This is a genomic window from Kribbella swartbergensis, from assembly GCF_054784135.1.
The window spans coordinates 456,570-478,233 of record NZ_BAAGPM010000022.1; the positions used below are offsets into that span (position 1 = coordinate 456,570).

Annotated in this window: 19 protein-coding genes and 1 riboswitch; of the genes, 4 read left to right on the plus strand and 15 right to left on the minus strand. The window is 68.9% G+C overall.

The window, feature by feature from the left end:
- Positions 1 to 164 precede the first annotated feature (164 nt).
- Both ACYVOK_RS20670 and ACYVOK_RS20675 read left to right on the plus strand, forming a co-directional pair.
- The gene (locus tag ACYVOK_RS20670; protein WP_460664114.1) at positions 165 to 662 is read left to right on the plus strand and encodes a DUF3145 domain-containing protein; all 498 of its coding nucleotides are present in this window, start codon (positions 165 to 167) and stop codon (positions 660 to 662) included.
- 238 nt (positions 663 to 900) lie between these two features.
- On the plus strand, positions 901 to 1,251 hold the full coding sequence (locus ACYVOK_RS20675; RefSeq protein ID WP_460664115.1) for a hypothetical protein: 351 nt from the start codon (positions 901 to 903) through the stop codon (positions 1,249 to 1,251).
- A gap of 21 nt (positions 1,252 to 1,272) precedes the next feature.
- On the opposite strand, the gene ACYVOK_RS20680 is transcribed toward ACYVOK_RS20675, so the two are convergent.
- Genes ACYVOK_RS20680 through ACYVOK_RS20690 form a run of 3 tightly spaced genes read right to left on the minus strand, consistent with a single transcriptional unit; the run spans position 1,273 to position 4,252 of the window.
- Positions 1,273 to 2,226, minus strand: a complete 954-nt coding sequence (locus ACYVOK_RS20680) for a VWA domain-containing protein (RefSeq protein WP_460664116.1) — start codon at positions 2,224 to 2,226, stop codon at positions 1,273 to 1,275.
- Positions 2,226 to 3,188 carry a DUF58 domain-containing protein gene (locus ACYVOK_RS20685; RefSeq protein ID WP_460664117.1) on the minus strand — a complete coding sequence of 321 codons (963 nt, stop codon included), beginning with the start codon at positions 3,186 to 3,188 and terminating at the stop codon, positions 2,226 to 2,228. Before ACYVOK_RS20685 ends, ACYVOK_RS20680 begins: the two co-directional genes overlap by 1 nt.
- 29 nt (positions 3,189 to 3,217) lie before the next feature.
- Positions 3,218 to 4,252, minus strand: a complete 1,035-nt coding sequence (locus tag ACYVOK_RS20690; protein ID WP_460664118.1) for an AAA family ATPase — start codon at positions 4,250 to 4,252, stop codon at positions 3,218 to 3,220.
- A gap of 252 nt (positions 4,253 to 4,504) precedes the next feature.
- Between ACYVOK_RS20690 and ACYVOK_RS20695 the strand changes: the two genes are divergently transcribed.
- A complete protein-coding gene (locus ACYVOK_RS20695; RefSeq protein WP_460664119.1) occupies positions 4,505 to 5,371 on the plus strand; it encodes a hypothetical protein in 867 nt (288 codons plus the stop codon).
- On the opposite strand, the gene ACYVOK_RS20700 is transcribed toward ACYVOK_RS20695, so the two are convergent.
- The 5 genes from ACYVOK_RS20700 to ACYVOK_RS20720 all read right to left on the minus strand — a co-directional run bounded on the left by ACYVOK_RS20700 (position 5,368) and on the right by ACYVOK_RS20720 (position 10,703).
- A complete protein-coding gene (locus ACYVOK_RS20700) occupies positions 5,368 to 5,619 on the minus strand; it encodes a CBU_0592 family membrane protein (RefSeq protein ID WP_460664120.1) in 252 nt (83 codons plus the stop codon). The genes ACYVOK_RS20695 and ACYVOK_RS20700 overlap by 4 nt on opposite strands.
- Before the next feature lie 20 nt (positions 5,620 to 5,639).
- Positions 5,640 to 5,707, minus strand: a riboswitch (guanidine-III (ykkC-III) riboswitch).
- Positions 5,708 to 5,710: 3 nt separating this feature from the next.
- Positions 5,711 to 6,538 carry an aldo/keto reductase gene (locus ACYVOK_RS20705; RefSeq protein WP_460664121.1) on the minus strand — a complete coding sequence of 276 codons (828 nt, stop codon included), beginning with the start codon at positions 6,536 to 6,538 and terminating at the stop codon, positions 5,711 to 5,713.
- Positions 6,539 to 6,613: 75 nt separating this feature from the next.
- Complete coding sequence (locus tag ACYVOK_RS20710; RefSeq protein ID WP_460664122.1) at positions 6,614 to 8,215, minus strand: CocE/NonD family hydrolase; 1,602 nt, start codon at positions 8,213 to 8,215, stop codon at positions 6,614 to 6,616.
- 57 nt (positions 8,216 to 8,272) lie between these two features.
- On the minus strand, positions 8,273 to 9,208 hold the full coding sequence (locus ACYVOK_RS20715) for an oxidoreductase (RefSeq protein ID WP_460664123.1): 936 nt from the start codon (positions 9,206 to 9,208) through the stop codon (positions 8,273 to 8,275).
- 37 nt (positions 9,209 to 9,245) lie between these two features.
- The gene (locus tag ACYVOK_RS20720; RefSeq protein ID WP_460664124.1) at positions 9,246 to 10,703 is read right to left on the minus strand and encodes a M4 family metallopeptidase; all 1,458 of its coding nucleotides are present in this window, start codon (positions 10,701 to 10,703) and stop codon (positions 9,246 to 9,248) included.
- Positions 10,704 to 11,105: 402 nt separating this feature from the next.
- On the opposite strand from ACYVOK_RS20720, the gene ACYVOK_RS20725 reads away from it, so the two are divergent.
- Positions 11,106 to 12,206 (plus strand): winged helix DNA-binding domain-containing protein, encoded by a 1,101-nt coding sequence (locus ACYVOK_RS20725; protein WP_460664125.1) that lies wholly within the window; start codon positions 11,106 to 11,108, stop codon positions 12,204 to 12,206.
- 74 nt (positions 12,207 to 12,280) lie between these two features.
- Here the strand turns inward: ACYVOK_RS20725 and ACYVOK_RS20730 are convergent, their stop codons facing one another.
- From ACYVOK_RS20730 to ACYVOK_RS20760, 7 genes are read right to left on the minus strand one after another with little or no spacing between them, the layout of a single operon-like run.
- Entirely contained in the window at positions 12,281 to 13,336 is a 1,056-nt protein-coding gene (locus ACYVOK_RS20730; RefSeq protein WP_460664126.1) for a M48 family metalloprotease, read from the minus strand.
- Positions 13,337 to 13,396: 60 nt separating this feature from the next.
- Positions 13,397 to 14,551: a hypothetical protein gene (locus tag ACYVOK_RS20735; protein WP_460664127.1), complete on the minus strand. Its 1,155-nt coding sequence runs from the start codon at positions 14,549 to 14,551 to the stop codon at positions 13,397 to 13,399.
- Positions 14,552 to 14,572: 21 nt separating this feature from the next.
- A complete protein-coding gene (locus ACYVOK_RS20740; RefSeq protein WP_460664128.1) occupies positions 14,573 to 15,523 on the minus strand; it encodes a hypothetical protein in 951 nt (316 codons plus the stop codon).
- Between the two features lie 6 nt (positions 15,524 to 15,529).
- On the minus strand, positions 15,530 to 17,530 hold the full coding sequence (locus tag ACYVOK_RS20745; RefSeq protein ID WP_460664129.1) for a hypothetical protein: 2,001 nt from the start codon (positions 17,528 to 17,530) through the stop codon (positions 15,530 to 15,532).
- Positions 17,527 to 20,784: an ATP-binding protein gene (locus tag ACYVOK_RS20750; RefSeq protein ID WP_460664130.1), complete on the minus strand. Its 3,258-nt coding sequence runs from the start codon at positions 20,782 to 20,784 to the stop codon at positions 17,527 to 17,529. Before ACYVOK_RS20750 ends, ACYVOK_RS20745 begins: the two co-directional genes overlap by 4 nt.
- Complete coding sequence (locus ACYVOK_RS20755; RefSeq protein ID WP_460664131.1) at positions 20,781 to 21,347, minus strand: hypothetical protein; 567 nt, start codon at positions 21,345 to 21,347, stop codon at positions 20,781 to 20,783. Before ACYVOK_RS20755 ends, ACYVOK_RS20750 begins: the two co-directional genes overlap by 4 nt.
- The gene (locus tag ACYVOK_RS20760) at positions 21,347 to 21,631 is read right to left on the minus strand and encodes a hypothetical protein (RefSeq protein ID WP_393150258.1); all 285 of its coding nucleotides are present in this window, start codon (positions 21,629 to 21,631) and stop codon (positions 21,347 to 21,349) included. Before ACYVOK_RS20760 ends, ACYVOK_RS20755 begins: the two co-directional genes overlap by 1 nt.
- Positions 21,632 to 21,664 lie beyond the last annotated feature (33 nt).

Consider the following 21,664-nt stretch of genomic DNA (forward strand, 5'->3'; position numbering starts at 1 on the left):
TGACACGGCGAGGTTGCTGGTGTTGGTGGGGGTCGTGGTGCAAGATGTACGCAGTGTTGTGTCGGGTGTCGTTTGGTGCCTGATGGAATGCTGGTACCGCCGGAATCGACGAGCGGGTGTTCGAGAACGCTGGGGAAGGCGCCCCTCGAGCACAGGAGGTTCCGGTGGCGACAACTCGTGGCGTTCTGTACGTCCACACGGTGCCGTCAGCGTTGTGCCCGCATGTCGAGTGGGCCGCGGGCGGCGTACTCGGCGTGCCCGTGAAACTGGACTGGACGCCGCAGCCTGCGGCTCAGGGCACCTACCGGGCCGAGCTGTCGTGGCAGGCCGAGGCCGGGACCGCGGCGAAGCTGGCGTCCGCGCTGCGCGGATGGCAGAAGCTGCGCTTCGAGGTGACCGAGGAGCCGAGCAACGGCGCCGAGGGTGAGCGGTACTCGTTCACGCCCACGCTGGGGGTGTTCCATGCGACCACCGGCGTCCACGGCGACATCATGGTGCCGGAGGAGCGGCTGAAGGCCGCGATGCTGAAGGCGGCCAGTGGCGAGGCGGACCTGACCGAGGAGGTCGAGCGGCTGCTCGGCCGCCCGTGGGACGACGAACTGGAGCCGTTCCGGTACGCCGGTGACGGCGCGCCGGTGCGCTGGCTCCACCAGGTGGTGTGAGTTCTCCCGACTGAGGTGAACCTGAGAAGTTCTGAAGAAAGCCGTGAAAGGTACGGACTTCCCCGAACTTTTCCAGAAGACTGAGCATCAGACGTTCCACCAGGGTGGGAGGGGCCGTGGCCGCTGGGCCACCGGGTGTCGGGACACCCCCGGTTGTCGCAAACAGCGGCCGCACCACGTGAAGGGCGCGAACCACAGGGTTCGCGCCCTTCGTGCGTCCTGGGCGATAGTGGTGACCATGCATTGGGCACGGCTGACGACGGCGATTCCCTGGCTCGAGGAACTGCCACCAGAGCTGAGCAGCGCGCTCGACCTCGACGAGTTGGTGGTTCCGGACGGCATCGTCGCGACGGTGCGAGCCGACCTCGAGCGTTCGTTGGGCCAGCACGTCATGACCTACCGGGCCGACGCCGTCCCGCGGCCCGGGCACGTCCAGCTGTGCACGATCCTGCATGCGGCGACTCTCTCGCCGGCAGAGCTGGACCTGCTCCGCCAGGCGGAGAATTCCGTGGCGTCACATGGCGTCGTGCTCTGCGCGTACGCGCGCCCGCTGACGATCAGGTGGGCGTCCGCAGACCTCGAGGCCTGACAGGCGACCGGAGCCGGCCGCCTACGGGAAGCGGGAGGCGAGGGCGATGCAGGCGCCGGCGGCGGCGAGAGTGAAGAGCATGGCGATACCGGCGAAGCGGGCGGTGACTTCCTTGTCCACCTCGTCGTACCCGACCGAGGAACCGATGTCCTTGTAGACGTCCTCGAGCTCACCGGCCGACTCCGCCGTGTAGGCCTCGCCGCCGCTGATCTCGGCCACGCTGCGCAGCTCGGCGCGGTCCGGTGGGACCCGCTGGCGGATGCCGTCCATCTCGATGAAGCCGGAGTCGGTGCCGAAGCAGATCGTGTAGACCGGGGTGTTCTTCGCCTTGGCGGCCTGCGCGCCTTCCTGCGCGGTCCGGCCGACGGTCCGCTTGCCGTCCGACAGCAGCACGATGCGCGCCGGAGCCGGGTCGTTCGGGTGGTCGGGGTCCGGCGGGACCTGGGTCAGCGCCTGCAGCGAGGTGAAGATGCCCTCACCGGTCGCGGTCGACTCGGCCAGCTCCAGCCCGTCGACCGAGCGCAGTACGGTGGCCCGGTCCGTCGTGGGCGGCACGATGATCGACGCCGTACCGGCGAAGTTGACCAGCGCCACGTTGAACTTCGACGGCAACTGGTTGATGAAGTTCTTCGCCGACTTCTTCGCCGCCTCCAGCCGGTTCGGCTCGATGTCGGTGGCCATCATCGACAGCGACACGTCGATCGCGACCACGATGGTGGCCCGCTCGCGCGGCACCTTCACCTCGTCCTTGGGCTGTGCGAACGCCACGATGCAGGAGACCGCCGCGAGCAGCGCCAGTACGACGGCCAGGTGCCGCCGCCACTGCGGACGGCGCGGCGCGACCCGGTCGAGCAGGGCGATGTTGGTGAAGCGGAGTGCGTACTGCGCCCGGCGGTGCTGCAGGAAGATGTAGCCGGCGACGACGACCGGGATGATCAGCAGGAACCACAGCCGCCCGGGAGACAGGAACTCCATCAGCGAACCACTCCCTTCGGCGGTTGGTGCAGGCGGGGGGCGACCCGCCGGTAGGCGAGCACGAATCGCACGGTGTCCGCGACCCAGTCACGATCGGTCCGCAGGACCAGGTGGCCCGCACCTACCCTACGCAGAGCGGTCCTGGTTCGTTCCCGTTGCGCCAGGGCGGCCGTCGCGAACGCTTCCCGGACCTTGCGCCGCCGGGTGTCGATCTCGCGGACCGCGCCGGTCTCGGGGTCGCCGATCATGACCACACCGATGTTCGGCAGCTCCAGCTCCCGCGGGTCGACGATCTCGACCGCGAGCACCTGGTGCTGCGCGGTCAGCTTGCGCATCGCCCGCTCCCAGGACGGCTCCTTCCGCGGGTCGACCTCGCCATCCTCCGGCGTGAGGAAGTCGGACACGATCACCCGCAGGCCACGCTTGCGCTGCGTCCGGGCCATCGACTCCAGCGCCGCCGTCAGGTCGCTGCGGTGTGCTTCCTGGTCGCCGCTGACCTGCTCGGCCAGCAAGGCCCGCAGGAGGCCGTACAGGGCCAGCCGGCCGGACCGCGCCGGCCAGCGGCGCAGCGCCGAATCGCGCAGCATCAGCCCGCCGAACCGGTCCCCCAGCCGGTGGGTCAGGAACCCGACCGTGGCGACGGCCGCGACAGCCAGCTCCCGCTTCTCCAGCTGCGACGTACCGAAGTCCATCGAGGCGGACAGGTCGACCAGGGCCCACGTCTCCAGCTCGCGGTCCGCGATCAGGTCACGCACGTGCGGAACCGTCGTACGGGCGGTCACAGCCCAGTCCATCCGCCGTACGTCGTCGCCGACCTGGTACTCCCGGGCTTCGGCGAGCTCGGTGCCGGGGCCTGGCAACAGGCCCAGGTGCTCACCGTGCAGATAACCCTCGAGCCGCCGTACGACGGTCAACTCGAGCCGCCGGAGTGCGCGTTCGGGAGCGAGCTGCGAGATCGTCATCGCAGCCCGCGGGTCTGGTCGGTTGGGCACTACACGAACTCCGGGCGGCCGGAGCCGTCGGTGCCGTCGCGCCACACCGGCTGCGGCGGCGGGACGGTGGCGAGGATGCGCTCGATCACGGCGCGCGGGTCGATGTTGTCCGCGACCGCGTCGAACGTGAGGCCGAGACGGTGGCCCATCACGTCCAGCGCGACGGTCTGGATGTCGCTCGGCAGCAGGTAGTCGCGGCCGTGGATCAGAGCGAGCCCCCGGCCGGCCGAGATCAGGCCGAGGGTCGCGCGCGGGCTGACGCCGAGCTCGATGATCGGCTCCAGGTCGGGCAGGTGGAAGTCGGACGGCGTCCGGGTCGCCATCACCAGGCGAACGGCGTACTCCGCGACCAGGTTGTGCACGAAGACCTGTTCGGCCGACCGCTGCAGCTCCAGGATCGTCTCCGGCTTGAGCACCTGCCGCGGCTCCGGCGGGTCCACACTCATCCGGCGCAGGATCTCGAACTCCTCGTGCCCGCGCGGGTGGGGTACGTCGATCTTGACCAGGAACCGGTCGCGCTGCGCCTCCGGCAGCGGGTAGACACCCTCGGACTCGATCGGGTTCTGGGTGGCGATGACGATGAACGGCTTCGGCATCGGGAACGTCTGGCCGCCGATGGACACCTGGCGCTCGGCCATCAGCTCCAGCATCGCCGACTGCACCTTGGCCGGTGCGCGGTTCACCTCGTCGGCAAGGACGAAGTTCACGAACGTCGGGCCGAGTTCGATGTCGAACGTCTCCCGGGTCTGCCGGTAGATCCGGGTGCCGACGATGTCGGACGGGACCAGGTCAGGGGTGAACTGGATCCGGGCGAACGTGCCGCCGACCACCGAGGCGAAGGTACGGACCGCGAGCGTCTTGGCCACGCCGGGAACACCCTCGAGCAGACAGTGACCCTTCGCCAGCAGCGAGACCATCAACGTCTCGACCATGTGCTCCTGGCCGACGATCACCCGCTTGATCTCGCTGACGGCCTCGCCGATCAGCCGGGACTGCTGGGCCACCGATCCAGCCGGCACAGTGGTTTCGGTCATGCCTGTCCTTCCGGGGTCCGCGCTCGGACCTTGTCAACGCCGCGCCGGTCTCCGGCGCACTCACAACACCGGCCATTCCATCAGATCCCCGGGTCCCCCGGGCGCACGGCCCACCAGGTCCATCCCTATCCTCCCCATCCGCTCAAGTCCGCACTCCCCCGACGGCCTGTCGTCACCGCCGGTGAGCGGTGCCGCGGTCCGGAATCCGGGTGTGGCGACAGTGCTACCAGGGATGTGGTGGGATTGGGGGTGATGACTGCGACCGAATCCCACACCCAGGTGCGGCCGGCGGATGCGCCGGAGCAGACGCCTGCCCAGGTGATTCCGGACGCACTGCCGCTGATGCCGGAGGACCCGCCGCGGGTCGGCGAGTTCTGGCTGCGCGGGCGGCTCGGCGCGAACGCGGCCGGTTACCTGTACACCGCCAGCGACGAGCACGGCCGGCACGCCGTGGTGGCGATGATGACCGAGGGATCGGCGGACGACGCGGCCGCCCGGGACCGGTTCGTCACCGCGGTGGAGGAGTTGCCGGACGACGCCGTCCTCGCGCACAACAACAGTGACGACGGCGACCTGGCGCTGTGGGTCGCGATCGGCCCGATCCGGGAGGACGACGGTTCCAGCGCGGCCGCCGACGAGCGGCTGCTCGCCGAGCGCCGCGGTGAGGACGTGCTGTCCGCGGTCCTGATGGACCGGATCCCGCACATCGGCCGGTTCCGCGGACCCGACTTCCTGCACTACTGGGAGGGCCGCCGGCGCCCGGGCCTGTTCCGGATCTGGCCGCTGCCCTGGCCGAACGCGCTCCGCCCGGCGTCGCGGTGGGCGTTGATCCTGTCCCTGATCGCGATGGCGATCATCATGGCGCTCGCGGTGTTCCTGGCCTGGCTGCTGTTCCGCAACGCCGAGCCGCTGGAGCCGGAGCCGGTCATCCCGACCCCGACCGGTACGACGACGGTCACCGTCACGCCGACCACACCGCCGCCGGGCACCGGTTCGCCGTCCGGTTCGCCGACGACCGTTCCCAGCCCGACGCCGGGATCGCCGACGAGCGGCATCCCGACCGGCCTGCCAAGCACCCCGGGTTCGCCGGGCACCGGCGACCCGGGCGATCGGTTCTAACTCGCCTGCTCCCGGGTGCGCGTCAGGCTGAGCAGTCCGACCAGGCTGATCACGGCCCAGGTGCCTTCCAGCAGCAGGAAGCCCCACGACGACTCGATCGCGGCGATGACCGCCAGCGCCGCCGATCCGACCAGGTTGAGGATTTGGTACGACGCCGTGCGCTGACGCAGCCGTCCGGCCTGGGCGGCCGCGAACGCGATCAGGATGGTGAGCGCACCGGCGATCTCGACGATGTCGATTACATGCATCGGAGTGCCCCTCCAGGGGGCGGGCGCCGTCTTGTCGTGGACCGGGTACGACGCCACTCGTCCGGGGAGCCGCTGACCGCGGCTCCTGCGCTCAGCTTACCAACCTCAGCAGCTCCGGATCGCGCCAGAGCGTGGCCGGCACCGGCTGCCGGACCAGTGCCGCGTCGGCCCGGATCTCGGCCGGGGTTGCGGCCGCGATGAGCACCGACGTGACCGCGGAATGCCTGGTGGGGAAGGCCAGAGCGGCCTGTGGCAGCGAGACGCCGTACCGCTCGCAGACCGCGGAGATCCGGCGGGCGCGAATCGTTGCCGGATCGCTCGACTGCTCGATCTGCAGCACCTGCGGAGTGAGGATGCCGGACACGATCACCGACACCCGGCGCGCGAGGCAACGATCGAGCAGCGGCGTCGCAGACTGGTCGAGCAACGAGTACTGCCCCGCCAGCAGGGCCACCTCCAACTCGAGGTCGCGGACGATCCGGTCCAGCAGTTGCCAATCGTCCGACGCCACGCCGATCGCCTTGATCACCCCGTCGTGCCGCAGTTCGTCCAGCACCGGGTACGACGCCTCGATCGCGGTCGCGTCCGCGAACACGAGGTCGACCGCCAGTCCGAGCCGCTCCATACTCGTCCGGACCGATTCGCCGGCGTCCGGGCCGGCGACCTTAGTGGACACGAGGAACTCACCACGGGGCCGCCGCTGCAACGCCGTACCGAGTCGTTGCTCGCCGGCGCCGTACGCCGGGGACGAGACGAAGAACCGGATGCCGGCCTGATATGCGGCGTCGACCGTCGCCATCGCCCTGGCGTCCCCGTCCGGACCGGGCAGCTCGCCGAGTCGCGAACCACCGAGACCGAACCGCGGCGGCCGGAACTTGCTCGCCGACAATGACGCAAGGGCGTGACTGGGAGCAGCCATTACTGTCACCTCCCGTGGTCGGCGTTGCTACCAGGATCGGTGACGCGGGACGAGTTCGCATCCCGAACCGCTGGCTCAGGGGAGGCTCGCGGCCACCGGGATACTCAGCCTGGACGGGTCGCCGGCCGGGGAACTGAAGGTGACCGTCGTACCGATCGCGCTGCGGCCGAGGTACCGCGGGTCGACCGTGTCCACGACGAGCACGAGGTGATGTCCGGCCGGGACCTCCCAGCTGGTGGTTTCCAGCCTGACGTCGATCGGCACCGCCTGACCCGGCGTCGCGCCGCGCAGGGTGAACGGCTTGTGCGAGATGAGCGAGCCGACGCCGAGCGCGTCGACGTCGTACAGGTAGGCGAACAGCGACGTGTCGGGGCCGGACGGCTTGACCGTCAGATGCAACTCCGGCATGCCGTTGACGACGGCGCCACTGGTGTAGACAGGGCCGGACCAGACACCCGCGAACGACCTGTTCACCAAAGGCGTCGCGACACCGGTCGGAATCGACAAGAGCCCTTGCAGAGCACCGGAAACGAGCGTCACACCGCTGTCCGCGATCGTCGGAACTCCGGCTCCGATCCCACTGCTCCATCCTGTTGACGGCTGACCTGTCAGCGCACCGGTCCGCGACAGTCCGGTCGGCTTGCTGAGGTACGACGTACGCGACTGCCCGACAGACGCCCAACTCGGGTAGCCACGCCAGACCCCGCGCTGCGACTTCAACTGGACCGGCGCTTCGTCGCCGGCTCCGTTGTCCACACCGGTCAGGTGGTGATGCAGCCAGGCGGCGAGTTCGTCCCAGGTCTCGTTCGGCAGTCCGATCGCGCCGGATGCCTCAGGCGTCGCATGATCGCCATGGGCGAGCAGCAGCCGCTTCGATCCGGTCAGCCTGGTGAAGAAGTCCGTGTACTGCGTGGGCGGAAAGATCGAGTCCTCGAAGGCGTTGGCGAGGAACACGGCCGGCCGGTTGGCGTTGATCCGGTCGACCACGGTGGCCGCGGACCGGACCGGCGCGAGTTGCTTCGCCTCCGCGATCGCGCCGTCGAAGTTCCCGCTGAGGAACTTGGTCTGCAAGGACGCCATCTCCGGACCGGGCCGGCCCGTGATGTTGCCGAGAGCAAGCAGACCGGCGACGGACTGGAGTGCGACGGTGTCGTTCGGGTTGAGGGAGGCGATCAAGTCGGCCCAGCCGCTCAGCGCGCCGACCGCCCTGATCCGCGGATCCCGCGCACTCGCGAGCAGCGAGGTGCCGGCGCCGTACGAGATCCCGACCGCGGCGACCCGGGTCGTGTCGGCGTCGGTGTGCCGATCGGCCCAGTCGATGACTTCGGTGACGTCGGCAACGGTCGGCGGACCGGCGATGTCGATCGTGCCGCCGGTGTCCCAGAAGCCGCGACTCGAGTACGAGATCACCTGGAAGCCGGACCTGGCCAGCTTCGCGCCCTGGCCGACGTACTCGACGTTCGGCACGCCCCAACTCGACGGCATCACCACCAGCGGGAACGGCCCGTCGCCCTGACCGGTCGGTGTGAGTACGACGGCACCGATCTCGATCCCGTCCGCGCCGGGGATGCGCTGGTACGACGTACTGAAGCCGGACTGATCCGCTTCGGCACCGACCGCGGGGCCGATCGCGATCAGGGCAAGGACGACAGCAAGGGCGGCTGCGAATCTGCGCACAGTGGGGACCTCCGGCTCGGGTTACCGGAGGGTAACCACAAACATCCCGGTGTGTCACTACCTCGGCACGGTGAGTGTCGGTTCTACTTCGGTCGCCTCGACGGACCAGGCCCACAGTCGCTCTGCCAGCGCAGGATCCTGTGCCGTCCGGCTGGGCAGCACGGCCGCCGGGGCGCCGCGGTACTCGAAGAAACCGGGACCGTAGAAGCCGCCCGGGCGCACATCGGCATCGGTCGCGGCGTACAGAGTGGGCCAGGCGCCGGCCGCCGCGGACTGCGCGACCAGTTTGGTGACCGCGCCCCACATCCGGGCCTGGAGCGCCCGCCCGGCCAGCTCGGGTCCGGCCGCCTGCAGATGGGTTGCGGCGTACCCGGGATGGGCGCCGGCGCTGAGCAGCTTCGACCCGGCGGCGCGGGCGCGGCGGTCGAGTTCGAGCATGAACAGCACGTTGGCGAGCTTGGACTTCCCGTACGCGATCCACTTGGAGTAGGCCTGCCCCGGCCGCCGGAAGTCGGATTCGGCGATCCCCCGCACGGTCTTGTGCATGAAGGAGCTGACCGTCACCACACGCGGAGCCGGTGCCTTGAGCAACGATGGAAGCAGCCGTCCGGTGAGCGCGAAGTGGCCCAGATGGTTGGTGCCGAGCTGCAGCTCGAAGCCGTCCGCGGTCTGCCGGTACGGCGTCGCCATCACGCCGGCGTTGTTGACCAGGAGATCGAGCTTGTCGTAGCTCTTGGCGACCTGGTCCGCGGCCTTCTCGACACTCGTCAGATCCGCGAGATCGAGCTCGACGACGTCGGGCTCTCGGCCGGACGCCTGCCTGAGCGTCTCGGCCGCCTGAGCAGCCTTCTCCGGATTGCGGGCCGCGACCAGCACGTCGGCGCCGTGCCGGAGCAACTCGAGCGCCGTCTGGTAGCCGATTCCGCTGGTCGCGCCGGTCACCAGCGCGCGTCGTCCGGTCAGCTCGGGGATGTCCGCCGTACTCCAGGTCATGCGCCCACAGTAGCCATGGGCGCACAACCTGGGTCCGTCAGAGGATCTTGCGGTCCTGGAAGGCCTTGGTGACCTGGGCAGCCGCAGCCTTGCCGTACAGCAGCCGGGCGGCCTGCACGGTGACGCGGGCAGCGTCGGCGAACGAGGTGTCCGGCGCGTAGAAGAACGTGCCCTCGAGGATCACCCGGTTGGCCTTGGTCCGGCCGAGCGCCTTGTGGATGTCCCAGAGCGCCTGCGACCAGATCTCCCCGTCGTCGTGCACCTGGCCGACCAGGTCGTCCATGGTCTTGCCGGTGTCGGTCCGACGCAGGCAGTGCGGCTCGGTCGTCGTGTACGACGTCGCGTCCCAGTCCATCACGCACGGCAGATCGAAGTTGCGGCTCACCGGCACCGACATCGTCACGGCCCAGTAGTCGCCGAAGCCCTCACCGATCGCCCCGGCCTGGAGCGACGCGCCGTACCCCGGCACGATGTCGTCCTGGATCGCGTGACCGTACTCGTGCCAGATCACCTCGGCGTCCTCGGCGTCGTCGACGCCGCCCTCGCCCATCGTGATCCGGTCCTTCGACGGGTCGTAGAACGAGTTGTCACCGTTGTAGGTGTTGATCTCGAAGTCCTGCGACTCGTTGTTCACCTCGGTGAAGCCGAGACTGTGGATGTACTCCTGGGTCTGGTTGACCTGGTAGTACGCCATCACCTGCTCGAACCGGTCGTCGTCGCGGTAGTACAGGAACTGGTGGTTCGCGCTCTCCGCCAGTCCGCCCTTGGCCTTGACGACGTTGACGTACTTTCCTTCGAGCTTCCCGTTGCCGGTCAGGTTCCGCAGGATCACGCTCTTGTGCGCCGGGAACAGCTCGTCGGTGTTCGCGTCGTCGGCGTCGGTCAGCTTCTCGTTCCGCTCGCTGACCACCGGGTTCGGGTCGAACACGATGCCGCGGCCGTCGACATGGTCGCTGATCACCTTCGACTCGACCACGGCGCCGGACTTCGCGTCGACCAGCGACCGGGTCACGCCCTGGGCCGACCGGCTGGTGACGTTCCAGACCAGTCGCGCGTTCGGCCCACCGATCACGGCCAGCTGCGCGGCCCCGTCGGCCGCGGCCGGGGTCGGCGTCACGTCCTTCTCCGGCCCGGCGAGCCGCGCCCGGGCCGCACGGGCGTTGACCGCCGCGTTGGCCGACGTGGTCGCCGTTGCCGCCGGCACCTTCGCGGTCAGGTCCACATTCTCCGGTACGACGTCCCGCCCGTCGGCGATCTGGACACCACCGGCCTTGGTCACGTGCTTGGCGTAGTACCCGTTGAGGACCGGCAGGCCCTTGAATGTCTGCTGGTACCAGTAGTGCTTGCCGAGCAGCGAGGTCTTCGTCTTGATCAACTTCAGGCCGGACGGATTCGCGGCGCTCTCCGGCGCCGCCCCCGCAGCGCTGGTGAACGACAGCCCGACGGAGACAGTGGCCAAACCGGCAGTGACGACCGCGATCACGCGTTTCGCCATACGTTCCCCTCCTAGGGTGGACGAGTTGCGTAATGCAACAACTACGCTCCGTCGAACCTTAATTGCCCCAGCGGGCGCTGGGAAGCAGCCGCCACCCCGACACGGGAAATCACCCGGGGTCGCCCGTTCAGCGGGAACCGAGAGGTTTTGCCGGGTACTCGCGCAGTACGACTGACGTGGCGACCGGACCGAGCCCGACCCGCCTCCCCGTACCGGCGCTTCTGGTTGCCAGCGACAACGATCCCTAGTGCTCGGTCGATGCCGCGACGCTGGCCGCCGTCTGGGAGGTTCCCCTCGTCATCACCGGCAGCCGCAGCCGGCTCGGCTCGCGGTCTGGTAGAGGACTGAACTTGACCGCTTCTTCTCCTAGCGTTTGATCCGTAAACCAGGAGAGGATGCGCCATGTCGAAGTTGAGCCTGCAAGCCCTGAACCGCGCCACGCTGCACCGCCAATGGCTGATCGAACGCCAGGACGCGACCGCGCTCGAGGCGATCGAACACCTCGTCGGCATGCAGGCCCAGTCACCGCTCGCGCCGTACGTCGGCCTCTGGGCCCGGCTGAAGAACTTCGAACCGTCCGAACTCGCCACGCTGATCGAGACCCGCCAGGCGGTCCGCGGTTCGATGATGCGGGCAACAATCCATCTGATGTCCAGCCGCGACTTCCTCGCGTTCCGCCCGCTGATCCAGCCGCGGCTCGAGCGCGAGGTGTTCCAGAACATGACCTACGGCCGGCACCGGCTCGAGGGGCTCGACATCGACGCCGTACTCCAGGCCGGCATCGAACGCATGACTCAAGGCCCGGCGACCGCCGTACAACTGCGCGAACACCTCGCCCCGCTCTGGCCCGACCGCGACCCCGCCGCCCTGGCCCACGCCGTACGCTGCCTGCTCCCCACCATCCAGACCCCGCCGCGCGGCATCTGGGGCAAGGGCGGCAACCCGGCGATGTCCACCGCCGACCTCTGGCTCGGCTCCCCCGTCGACCCCAACCCGTCGGTCGACGACCTGGTACGGCGCTATCTCGCCGCCTACGGCCCCGCCTCGGTCGCCGACGCCCAGACTTGGTCCGGCCTCACCCGCCTGGCCGAAGTCTTCGACCGCCTCGACCTCCGCACCTACACCGACGCCGAATCGGGCCGCACCCTCTACGACCTCCCCGACATCGACCTCCCCGACGAGGACATCGAGGTCCCCACCCGCTTCCTCCCCGAGTACGACAACCTCCTCCTCTCCCACGCCGACCGCACCCGCTGGATCGACACCGCCACCCGCCGTTCCCTCACCCTCCAGGAAATCCTCACCCGAGGCACCACCCTCCACAACGGCCGACCCACCGCCCTCTGGAAACTAACCAAAACCCCCAAATCCAACCCCACCCTAGAAATAGAACCCATCACCCCCCTCTCCAAAACCACCCAAACCCAAATAGAATCCGAAGCCACCAACCTCCTAGCTTTCACCTCCCCCACCGCAACCCCCGAAATCACATTCACCCGCTGAATCCGAGGGGTTCGGGACAGAGCCGGGAACATGGGGTGATGCCCGTCCCGCCGGGGTCTCCCATGGTTCGGTGCCTATGCGGGCCGTGCCATGCCCTCGAGGGCGCGAACGCGGTCGCCCAGCGACGGGGTGCTGGACATCAATTGGGAGCGCCGGTTGGACTCCCGGCCGAGCATGTTTTGATGTTGGACCTGCCAGCCGTAGAGAACCTGCACGATCGTGGGCCCATAACCCATGCTCGCGGCCCGGCGATCAGCCTGCATGACCTCTCGACGGCCGAGCCACGCCAGAATGGGCGGCGCGACGAACGGCGTCAGGAACAGCAACGGCAGCGTAAGACTGTCGTCGAACGTGAGGACCGCGAGCAGTATCCCCAGATAGCCAACCGTCACAAACCCAATGACCAGGCATCCGACAGCGGGCACTGCCTTCATCAAACGCCCGAGGGCTCGTACGGCGATGAGCGCGCAGCGAGCCGGAATCGAGTACCAGAAACTCAGCAAACTCAGCCAGGTACGCCCGCCGAGGTGATGGCTGAGTTCATGCGCCAGAACAGCCTCCAGATGCGCCGCCGGCAGGTTGTACAACGACCAGGTCGTCACGGCGACAGTGTGACCAGGTGTGGGCGTCGCGTTGGCGTCCTCCGACTCCTGGACCCATACCGAGTACTTGCTAGCGTCCACTCCCGCGCCGCTCGACAACTGCGGCCAGACCGACGCTATGCGCTGGTCCTCGACCAGGGTCGGCTTGCGGAGTCGGAACAAATAGCGAGCGATCAGTTCCTCGACCGACTGGATGAAGACGATCGCTCCGGACAGGATCCAGAGAGCGACGATGATCCACCCGTAGCCGAAGCCGACGATTCCGGCAATCCACGAGACGGTGACAAAGCTCCAGAAGAACCATGGAATCGCAGTGAGGAGGGTCGCCGCGGTCGAGACCTCGACCCGGCCACGAGGCCTGGGACCGCCTCGCCCGTCCGAGCCTGCTGATGACCCCGGGGGCAACTGACTCCACTGCGGGGACGGCGGCAGGCTCTGATGTGGACCAGCGCTAGCAGGGTCGGTTGGCTGCCATGGGCCTGTTGTCCAGGGGGCGTTGGGGTCGTTCGGGTCGCCCGGACTGGTCATTGAGCTCTCACTTCCTGTGCCGCCTCAGCCACACGCGGCAGACTACGGAGACATCGATCATCAGTACAGGGACACGTGGACGTGGTCGTAGTGGCCGCCGGTGGCGTCGGTGGGGCTGTAGACGCCGCCGCCGTTGTACGGGATCCAGGTGCCTCGGCGGGCGGACCAGATTTTGCCGTACCAGATGACGTAGCGCACGCCGGTCTGGCCGGCGGTCTTGACGGCCCAGTTGGCGATCTCGTCGCCTCGGGCGCGGGCCGGCGACGATCTTCGGGCGTCGGTGCCGACCATGAGGTCGCAGGCCTTGCCTCGTGGGTGGTCGCTGGTCGGGTTCCAGAGGTGGGCGTCCCAGCAACTCATGCTCAGAGTTCCCAAGGATTTGCGGGCCGCGGCGACCCAGGCCGCCGTACGCGGGGTGACCAGGCCGCCCGTTCCGGTCGGGTCAGTGACGGTCTGCTGCTCCTCGGGCCAGACGCCGTTCACCGGCCCGCCGGCGATCAATCCTTCGCCGCCGCAGTCCTCGTCCTGCGCGACGCCTTCGACTGCACCGCTCGGCGGTGCGCCCGCTCGGCCGGCGTACGGGTTGCCGGGGCGAGTGAGGTCGATGCCGGCGGCCGCCGCGATCTGGCGCGCCTCGCCCTCCCGCGTGGCGTAGCGGTCAGGGAACGCGGACACCTGCACCCGCTGGGCCGCGTCCCCGAGGGCCATCGACGGCCAACCGTCGATGTCCACCAAACCCGGCGGATCTGGCGCGGCCGCACCACCGAAAAAAGCATTGATCGCGTACACGGGCGGGCTGCCGTCGGGGGGCACGATCTGGTCAGGATCGCCCCATCCCGCGGCGGGCCGCTGTTGGAAGAGCCCGACCGAGTCGGCATCGCCGTACGTCAGGTTCTGCAGGTCGGATTCGACGAGGGCAGTCATCAGGGCGATCAACGTCGCCCGCCCGGGAAGGCCACGCTGGACGGCCACGTCGTCGATGAGCTTCGCGAACCCGATCTGCGTAGCCCGAAGTGGGCCATCGGGGAGCCGGTTGCCGGCTTGGCCGGGTGCAAGCGGTAGGCAGGCGGCCTGCGGCTTGCTCGATCCACCGAACGGGGCGAGCATCAGCAAACTGGCCACGCCCACTACGGCCAGGGCCGCCGCGGCCTTGACGAACACGCCTCTGCTCGCGGCCGTGAGGAGTCCCCTGCCGAGATCGCGCTCATCGAACATCGCAGCCCTCCACCGCCGTGGTCATGGCCCGGTACCGCCTGACACCTCGCTGATGACCCATTGGCTGTTCTGATTCACCAGCGTGACGAGCAGGGGTACGTCGAATCGCTGAGCGTGCTTTCCGGTGACATCGATGGTGACTTTGACGAACCGCGTGATCCGCGCCGGCGTGTCGACCGGGGCCTCCGCGTTGGGCGGCGGAGCGCTGACCGGCGCCGAGACCACAGTCGACTTGCCGCCGTCCTTCTTCAATGCGTCGTACGTCGGATCGCCGGCCGACGTGAAGCTGGACGCGACTTCCGGCGTCATGTACTTCGCACACTTCGAAACCAGCGCCTGATACGTCTCCGCCGCCGGATCGCGGGTATAGAAGGCACGTGCCCAGGCACCGACCACATCGGTCGCCAAGGCGATCGACTCGGCAGACGGTCGCTGACTCTGTGGCGGCGGAATGGTGAGGGTCGGCGTCGAGACTTCCGAGCTCCCGGGATTTGGCTGAGTGTTCGACGGTGCAGACGGGAGCACCACGGAACGACCGGGAGTCAGCAGGCTGATCGGAGCACCGTCGTCCGAGCTCTCGCCACCGAGCAGACGCGGCAGACCACCGCCCAGCCCGAGGATGATGATCGCGAGCACCACAACCAACGCGACGATCACCGCCGGACTGGCCGGCTCGGCCTGCCGCTGGTTGCGCAACCACGCCATCCGCTGCGCGTGGTCGTCACGGCGCCAGTCCTTCTTTGCCCGACGACGTTCACGGCCACTGAGCTCTTCGAGCTCCTCCGGGTAGTCGTAGTCCGTGCTCATCAGCGAACGCCAACTGTCCGGTGCTTCCGGGCGCCGTCGGTGCTCGCGCTCGCGCTCGTCGTACTCGAGTTCGGACTCGGGCCGCGACGTGTCACGGTCGCGGCGATGCGAGGCGCGGCCCGCACCCTCCCGGCGATCCTCAGGCGATCGATGCTTCCCTGCCATCCCCGATCACCTACGCGTCGGCACGTGTACGGTCACGCCATCCTTCGTGAAGGCGGAGTATTCACGGAACCGGCGCGGCTGCGGAGCAGGCGCCCTTCGACGCTGACGAGCCTTGGGCGGCCCCTCGCGGAGACTGGCCGAATGCGAGTGAGCTCGTGGCTCGTACCGCTGCTCGCTGACCGGGGCCTGGGCAGGACGCCGCGAATGGCGGGCCTTCTGGGTGTCCGCCCCGCTGCCACGGGAGCCTCCGGAGCCGCTCGCTCCGGCGACGCTGGCAGCCGAGACGGAGATCGTGCGCCGTGGCTCAGTCGTCTGCTGGGTGCGAGAGCGGGCGAGATTCAGCGCCGAGGTGCTCCTGGTCGAGCCGCCCGCTCCGGCGGCGCGAATCGCACCACCCTCACCAGCCACCTGCTGACCACCCGGCCCGACGCCACCGCCCGAAGTCCCGGCCCCGTCAGCCCTGCGCCGCTCCGGCCCCGCAGTCAACTCGTACGACGAACCAACCGCAGCCCCCCGCCCCAACGAACCAGGCGCGGGCGCTTGTCGGTAGACGCGAACGGATGTAACCCGTTGTGGCGTAGCGCCGTCAGCCACCATGCCCCGCTTCCGCTCGGTGAGCGTCGGTGCCGCGCTCCGGCTTGTGATCGCGCCGAACATTCGCCTTGCCACACTGAGCGCTCCTCGACGTGCCAGCCCACCCAACAGGATGCTGCCGGAGCCGGGCCGCATCATCGAAGTCAAGTTGTCCAGGAGTCTGCGCAATCTGAAGCCGGCTATCAGAACGGCGATGGCCAGCCCAGACACGGGAAGCCAGCCGAGCGCGCCCGTCAGGCTGAAAACAGCTGTGACCAGGGTCAGAGCGGTGCCGAAGACGAGCATCGCAAGGAACGACTGCAGGACAAGGCCTACCAACGCCTCGAACCAGTTGAGCCCCCACTGTCGCGTCCTGCCCGGGATGATCCAGAGGCAGGCGAAGAACACCCCGACGACCAGGAGCAACAGACAGCCGACAAAAGCCATCAATGCCGTGAAGGCCAGGGAGATGTTGAGAAAGGCAAACAAGGTTGCGGCGATGGCTGCGAGCATGACTACGGCGATGCGGCCGAACGCGTTCTCGCCCTTCGCCCACTTGACCGTTGGCGCGTCATCGCCGCCTTCGGCAGGAGCGACCACCGAGTCGATGTACTTGTTTCTCGCGTCGACATCCGTTCCGGCGTCGAGCATGCCCTTGCCGTACCTTCCGCACGCCTCGAGCGAGCCGAATTCCGCAATACACCATGGCGTTACGGCGAATCCGCGCCAACTCGCGTCCGCGGATTTCCGCAGCAAGGCGTCCCGCGCGGTTCCGGTGAAGCTTGGCTCCGGCCAGGCGATGGGACTTTGCATTGTCGGGCCCATGGCATCAGCAGACGCCGTCATGATCGCGCCCGATCCCATCTGCCGGGCGCCGTCCACACCTCGCAGCCATGTCGCGGGAGCGAGCGCGAAGCTGATGCTGAGGACACCGGCGACAAAGACCCAGGCCAACTGACCCAGCGCGCTTCCACTGGTCTTGCGCTGCGTGTAGGCGGCCACCGCACCGAAGGCAAGTGCCGACGGCAGGAGCCAGCCGACCAACTGGGTACTGGTCGCTCCGATCGTTGCCGATGTCGCGTCGGTGAGTGGTTTGACGTCGGTGAAGGAGAACAGCCACCACCCCACCGAAATCGCACCGCGCGTGATCGCGACGATGTACATCATCACGATATGTGCGTAGCCGTTGAAGACGGCCTCCATGGGATCGCGGATACTTCGCTCGAAGTCCAGTCCGTACGCCATCGGGCTGTACTGCTCGAACAGAGTTCGCGTGTCGCCATGCGTGAGGTCCGGCGTCGGAAGCAGGTCACCAAAGCCGGTGGGGCTTGTCGGGCCCGGTTCTGGGTCGGCGGCTAGGGCTAGTTGGGTGGTGACTATGAGGGATATGGAGAGCACTGTCACGGCCGTCCTCAGACGGCGTGACCAGGTCATGCGACGTGCTCCTTGTTGCCGGGGGTGGGGGTGTCGGTGGGGGACGGGTCGCCGTGGGCGGGGTACATGGCCTCGTTGTAGGCGGCTTCGTCTGCTTCTTGGTCGTAGACCTCGTCGGGGCCGATCGGGGACTCGTAGCGCAGGGGGTGGCGGTGGTCCTGGCCGTTGGGGTGGCCGTTCTGGTGGGCGGCCTGGGACGGCTGGGGGTCCTGGATCAGCGCCGTAGTGGTCGGGTGGGGCTCCGGAGTTGGGGCCGTGGCGGTCGGCTGGTGTGCGTGCGTTGGGGCCGTTGCGGTCGGCTGGTGTGCCTGCGACGGAGCCGTGGGGGCCGGCTGGGCGGCTGAAGCAGGTGCCGCGGGGGCCCATTGAGATTCCGGAGCCATGGCGGACGGCTGGGAGTCCGGGGCCATGGCGGACGGCTGGTAGTCCGGAGCCGTGGCGGACGGCTGGGAGTTCGGGGCCATGGCGGACGGCTGGGGTGCAGGAGCCGACGTCGGCGGAGCTGAGGTTGCTGGAGCCATGGCAGTCGGGGTCGGCTGGGGTGCTGGAGCTGGGGCCGTCGGGTGCGGTCCCGGAGTGGATGCCGCGGGAGCAGGCTGGGGGTCCGCGGTCGGAGCAGGGGTGGTCGGGTGCGGTTCGGGGGTTGGTTGGGTGGGGTACGGCGGGGGCGGGGGTGTGGTGGTGTGGGCCTCGGCCTGGGCGGTGGCGGCGGCGGCTGGTTGGGGGGTGTCGTCGTAGTCGTCGGCGAAGGGGTCGAGTTCTTCGGGGACGGGGACGGGTTGGGTGGGTTCGGTGGCGTGTTCGGATTCCGGGGTGGTGCGGAGGAGGGCGGCCACGCGCTGGCTGGGGATGTCGATCTGGACGGTGGCGACTTCGTCCCAGCGGTCGCGCATGATGCAGTGGCCGTGGCGGATGCTCTTGCCGTTGGCGGCGGTGTTGATGCCGCGGACGAGGGCCTGGTACGGCGGGGTCTGCGGCCGGCCCAGCAACTCCAGCAACGAGTCCACCTGCTCGCGCGAGCGGAGGCTGAACGCGAACAGCGTGGTGATCTGCTCCACCAGACCGGGCAGCTTCAGGATGCTCGCCGGGTCCTGGGTGTCGAGGACCAGGGAGGCGCCGAGGGCGCGGCCGACACGGGCGATGTAGTCGAGGAAGGACGCGCCGTCCGGGGTCTTGGTGAGCAGGTGGACCTCGGGGACGATGACGACCTTCGAGCGTCCACGGAACTCGCGGCGTCCCGTCGTACGGATCATCCAGGCGAGGCAGCCGCGCAGGCAGGCCATGCCTACACGTTCGATCGGTGACCAGGACTCCGGCGCCGACTCGGGCGAGGGCAGGGTCAGGCCGGGCATCTGGACGACCCACAGTCCCGGGTTGGTGGTCAGCGACGACAGGCCGGACGGCGGACCGGCGACGACCGAGCCGAGGCCGGTCTCGACCAGGTCGCGGAGGGCGAATCCGACCGTACGCGTGGTCTCGGAGTCGGACTGGCACAGCCGCTGGATGACTCCCCACGACGACGGGTCGGGCGACTGGATCTCGGCCCGCGTCGCGGCCATGACCGGGGCTTCCGCGGCGCCCCGCAGGTGCGGCGGAAGCAGCAGCATCAGCTGTGAAGGCGCCTGCAGCAGGGCGTCGTCGACCGGCAGCACGCGCAGCAGGTCGGCGGCACCGGAGAACTGCGCGGTGATTTCGATGACGGCAGTGGGTACGCCGTACTCCGCGGCGACCGCGGACACACCGGCCGCGTCACCCTTGAGGTCGAGCAGCGGCACCCATGCGCCCGCGAAGGCACTGTCCAGACCGCCCAGCATCGCGGCCGTCGTCTTGCCTCGACCCGAACGTCCCAGGAAGAGCGTCGTCGTCGCGTCACCCAGCGCGGAACCGGCGGCCGCGTCGAAGCGCACCAGGCCCGGCGTGGAGCCGGTCAGGTACCCGATCGCGGGACCGGTGGCGTCACCGACCGACGCACCGCCCCAGAACCAGGATCCGAAGAACGCGGTCGACTCACGGACGTGGCCGAGGTCGGGGACGCGCAACTGGTCGCCCGGCAGGGACTCCAGCCAGAGATCGCGCTGCTCGTCGGCGCCGACGGCGACGGTGATGCCGCGGTCGGCGTAGTGCGCGATGACGGCGTCGACGTACGCCTCCAGGTCCTCGCGGGTGTCCGCGCTGACCAGCAGACGGGGGTGGTCCTCGACCAGGGTCAGGCCGCTGCGGTTGATGTCGCGCTTGACCTCGCGCATCACGCGCTCGGTCTCGACGATCTCGTCAGCGGTCTCCTCCGCGGTGCCCTTGGCGGCGGACCGGCGCTGTTCCTTCGCGCTCTTGCGGGTTTCGTCGACCAGGTGACGCGCGGTCTTCTTGGTGAGCACGCGGAACCGGACCGACGCCTCGACGGTGACGTCGATCTCGTCGCCGTCGTCGTCGATCGCCTTGATCTCCGACAGCGTGCGCAGCCACTCCCCCGCGCCCGGGGTCTCGAGCTCCTCGGGGAAGTCGGTCATCGCGAGCACGGAGGTGTACGCCGCGATCTGGCCGCGGGTGTCGTAGATGCGCAGGTGGTCGGTGTACGGGACGACCCGGCCGGACGTGAGCCGGGCCAGGGACGCACCGGTGATCAGGCCGCGGCGGGGCACGGCGACGGCACCGCGATGCATCTCCCGGCTGATCAGCCAGGAGATCACCTCGGCCGGCGCGGTGTGCGCCCGCCAGACGGTGGAGCCGAGCTGACGGGCGAGCTTGCGGACCCGCTCGTCGAGGTGGGCGAGCTCACGGGCGCTGACGCGCCAGGACGTCGTACCCAGGGCGTCGCTGACCGATCCCCGGACCTGGGCGGTCGCCCGGGGGTCGCGGTCGCTGAGGTGAACGCCGAGGGCGACGTACCGCTCCGGCATCCGCATCTCGTCGATCCGGTCGGCCCGGGTCTGGGCCCAGGCCTCGTGGTCGCCGAGCCGGTAGTGGCCGGCCACGCTGTCGAGGTAGTCCTGACCGGTCGAACGGCCCCAGACCACCTTCAGGTGGCTGAGCCGGTCGCCCAGGATGGTCGCCGCGGCGCTCACGGCGGCGTCGAGGGCCGCGTCCTGCTCCGCCTCGGTGGCCAGATCGGTGTTCGCGACCGAGATCAGGAACCACGCCTCGGCACTGCGTTCGGTGACGAGCAGACCGTCGGCGATGGCGACCAGGCGCGGTGGCGGCAGGCCGCGCTCACGGCCGACACCCACCAGGTTCAGGAGCTTGTCAGCGATCTTCATCGGTGCCTCTTCCCAGACGACGACGTCCTGCGACTGACCCGCTGCACGTGGTCCGCCCCGAGCAGGCGGGCACGCTGGTTGACCGTGATGTCCGCACCTGCGCGGACCCTCGGATCCAGCTCCACCACGACCTCGCGGTCCCACTCCGGGGTCACCCGGGCCTTCGCCAGGTTGGCCACCTTGTGGGTCGCGACGCGCTCACGCCATGGCAGGTACTCCGTCTTGTCGGCGGCCCGGGCGCCGAGACCGATGATCGGGCGATGGGCGCGCAACGCGTAGCGGACGGCGAGCGCCCACTCGGTCACGCGGCGGCGGCGTTCGTGGAACTTGCCCGGTCGCCAGCCGAACGCGGTGATCACGAACGGCGGAACGACGTACAGGCTGACGGTGGGTTTCTTCGGCACCCCGATGATCGGGATGAGCAGTGCGACCCAGAGCACGATGATCACCGCTCCGAAGATGATCATCCGGCGCCGGGCGCCTTCCCCGAGGTCGATGCCCAGCAGGTCGTACTGCCGGGTCTCGATCTCGAAGTGGTGGGTCAGGGTACGGCCGACGCGCATCAATTACCTCCGGACAGCAATCCCCAGAAGCCCTTGAGCACGTTGATGGTCTGGTTGTTGGCGTAGATCAGCCCACCCACCAGTACGCCGGCCGCGATGTGGCCGAACAGCTCGCCCCACTCGCGCTTGAAGTAGTGCCCGATGGCACGCAGCACGAGGATGGCGATGAAGATGTTGCCCGCGATGACCAGGACCCAGTCCTTGAAGTCCGCGCCCGTCGGGACGTTGCTGTCGACCAGCGGCGCGGCGAGCTGAACCACGCTCGCAGCCAGTTCGTGCGTCATCATTGCGGTGTCTCCCTTGTTGCCTCGGTCGTC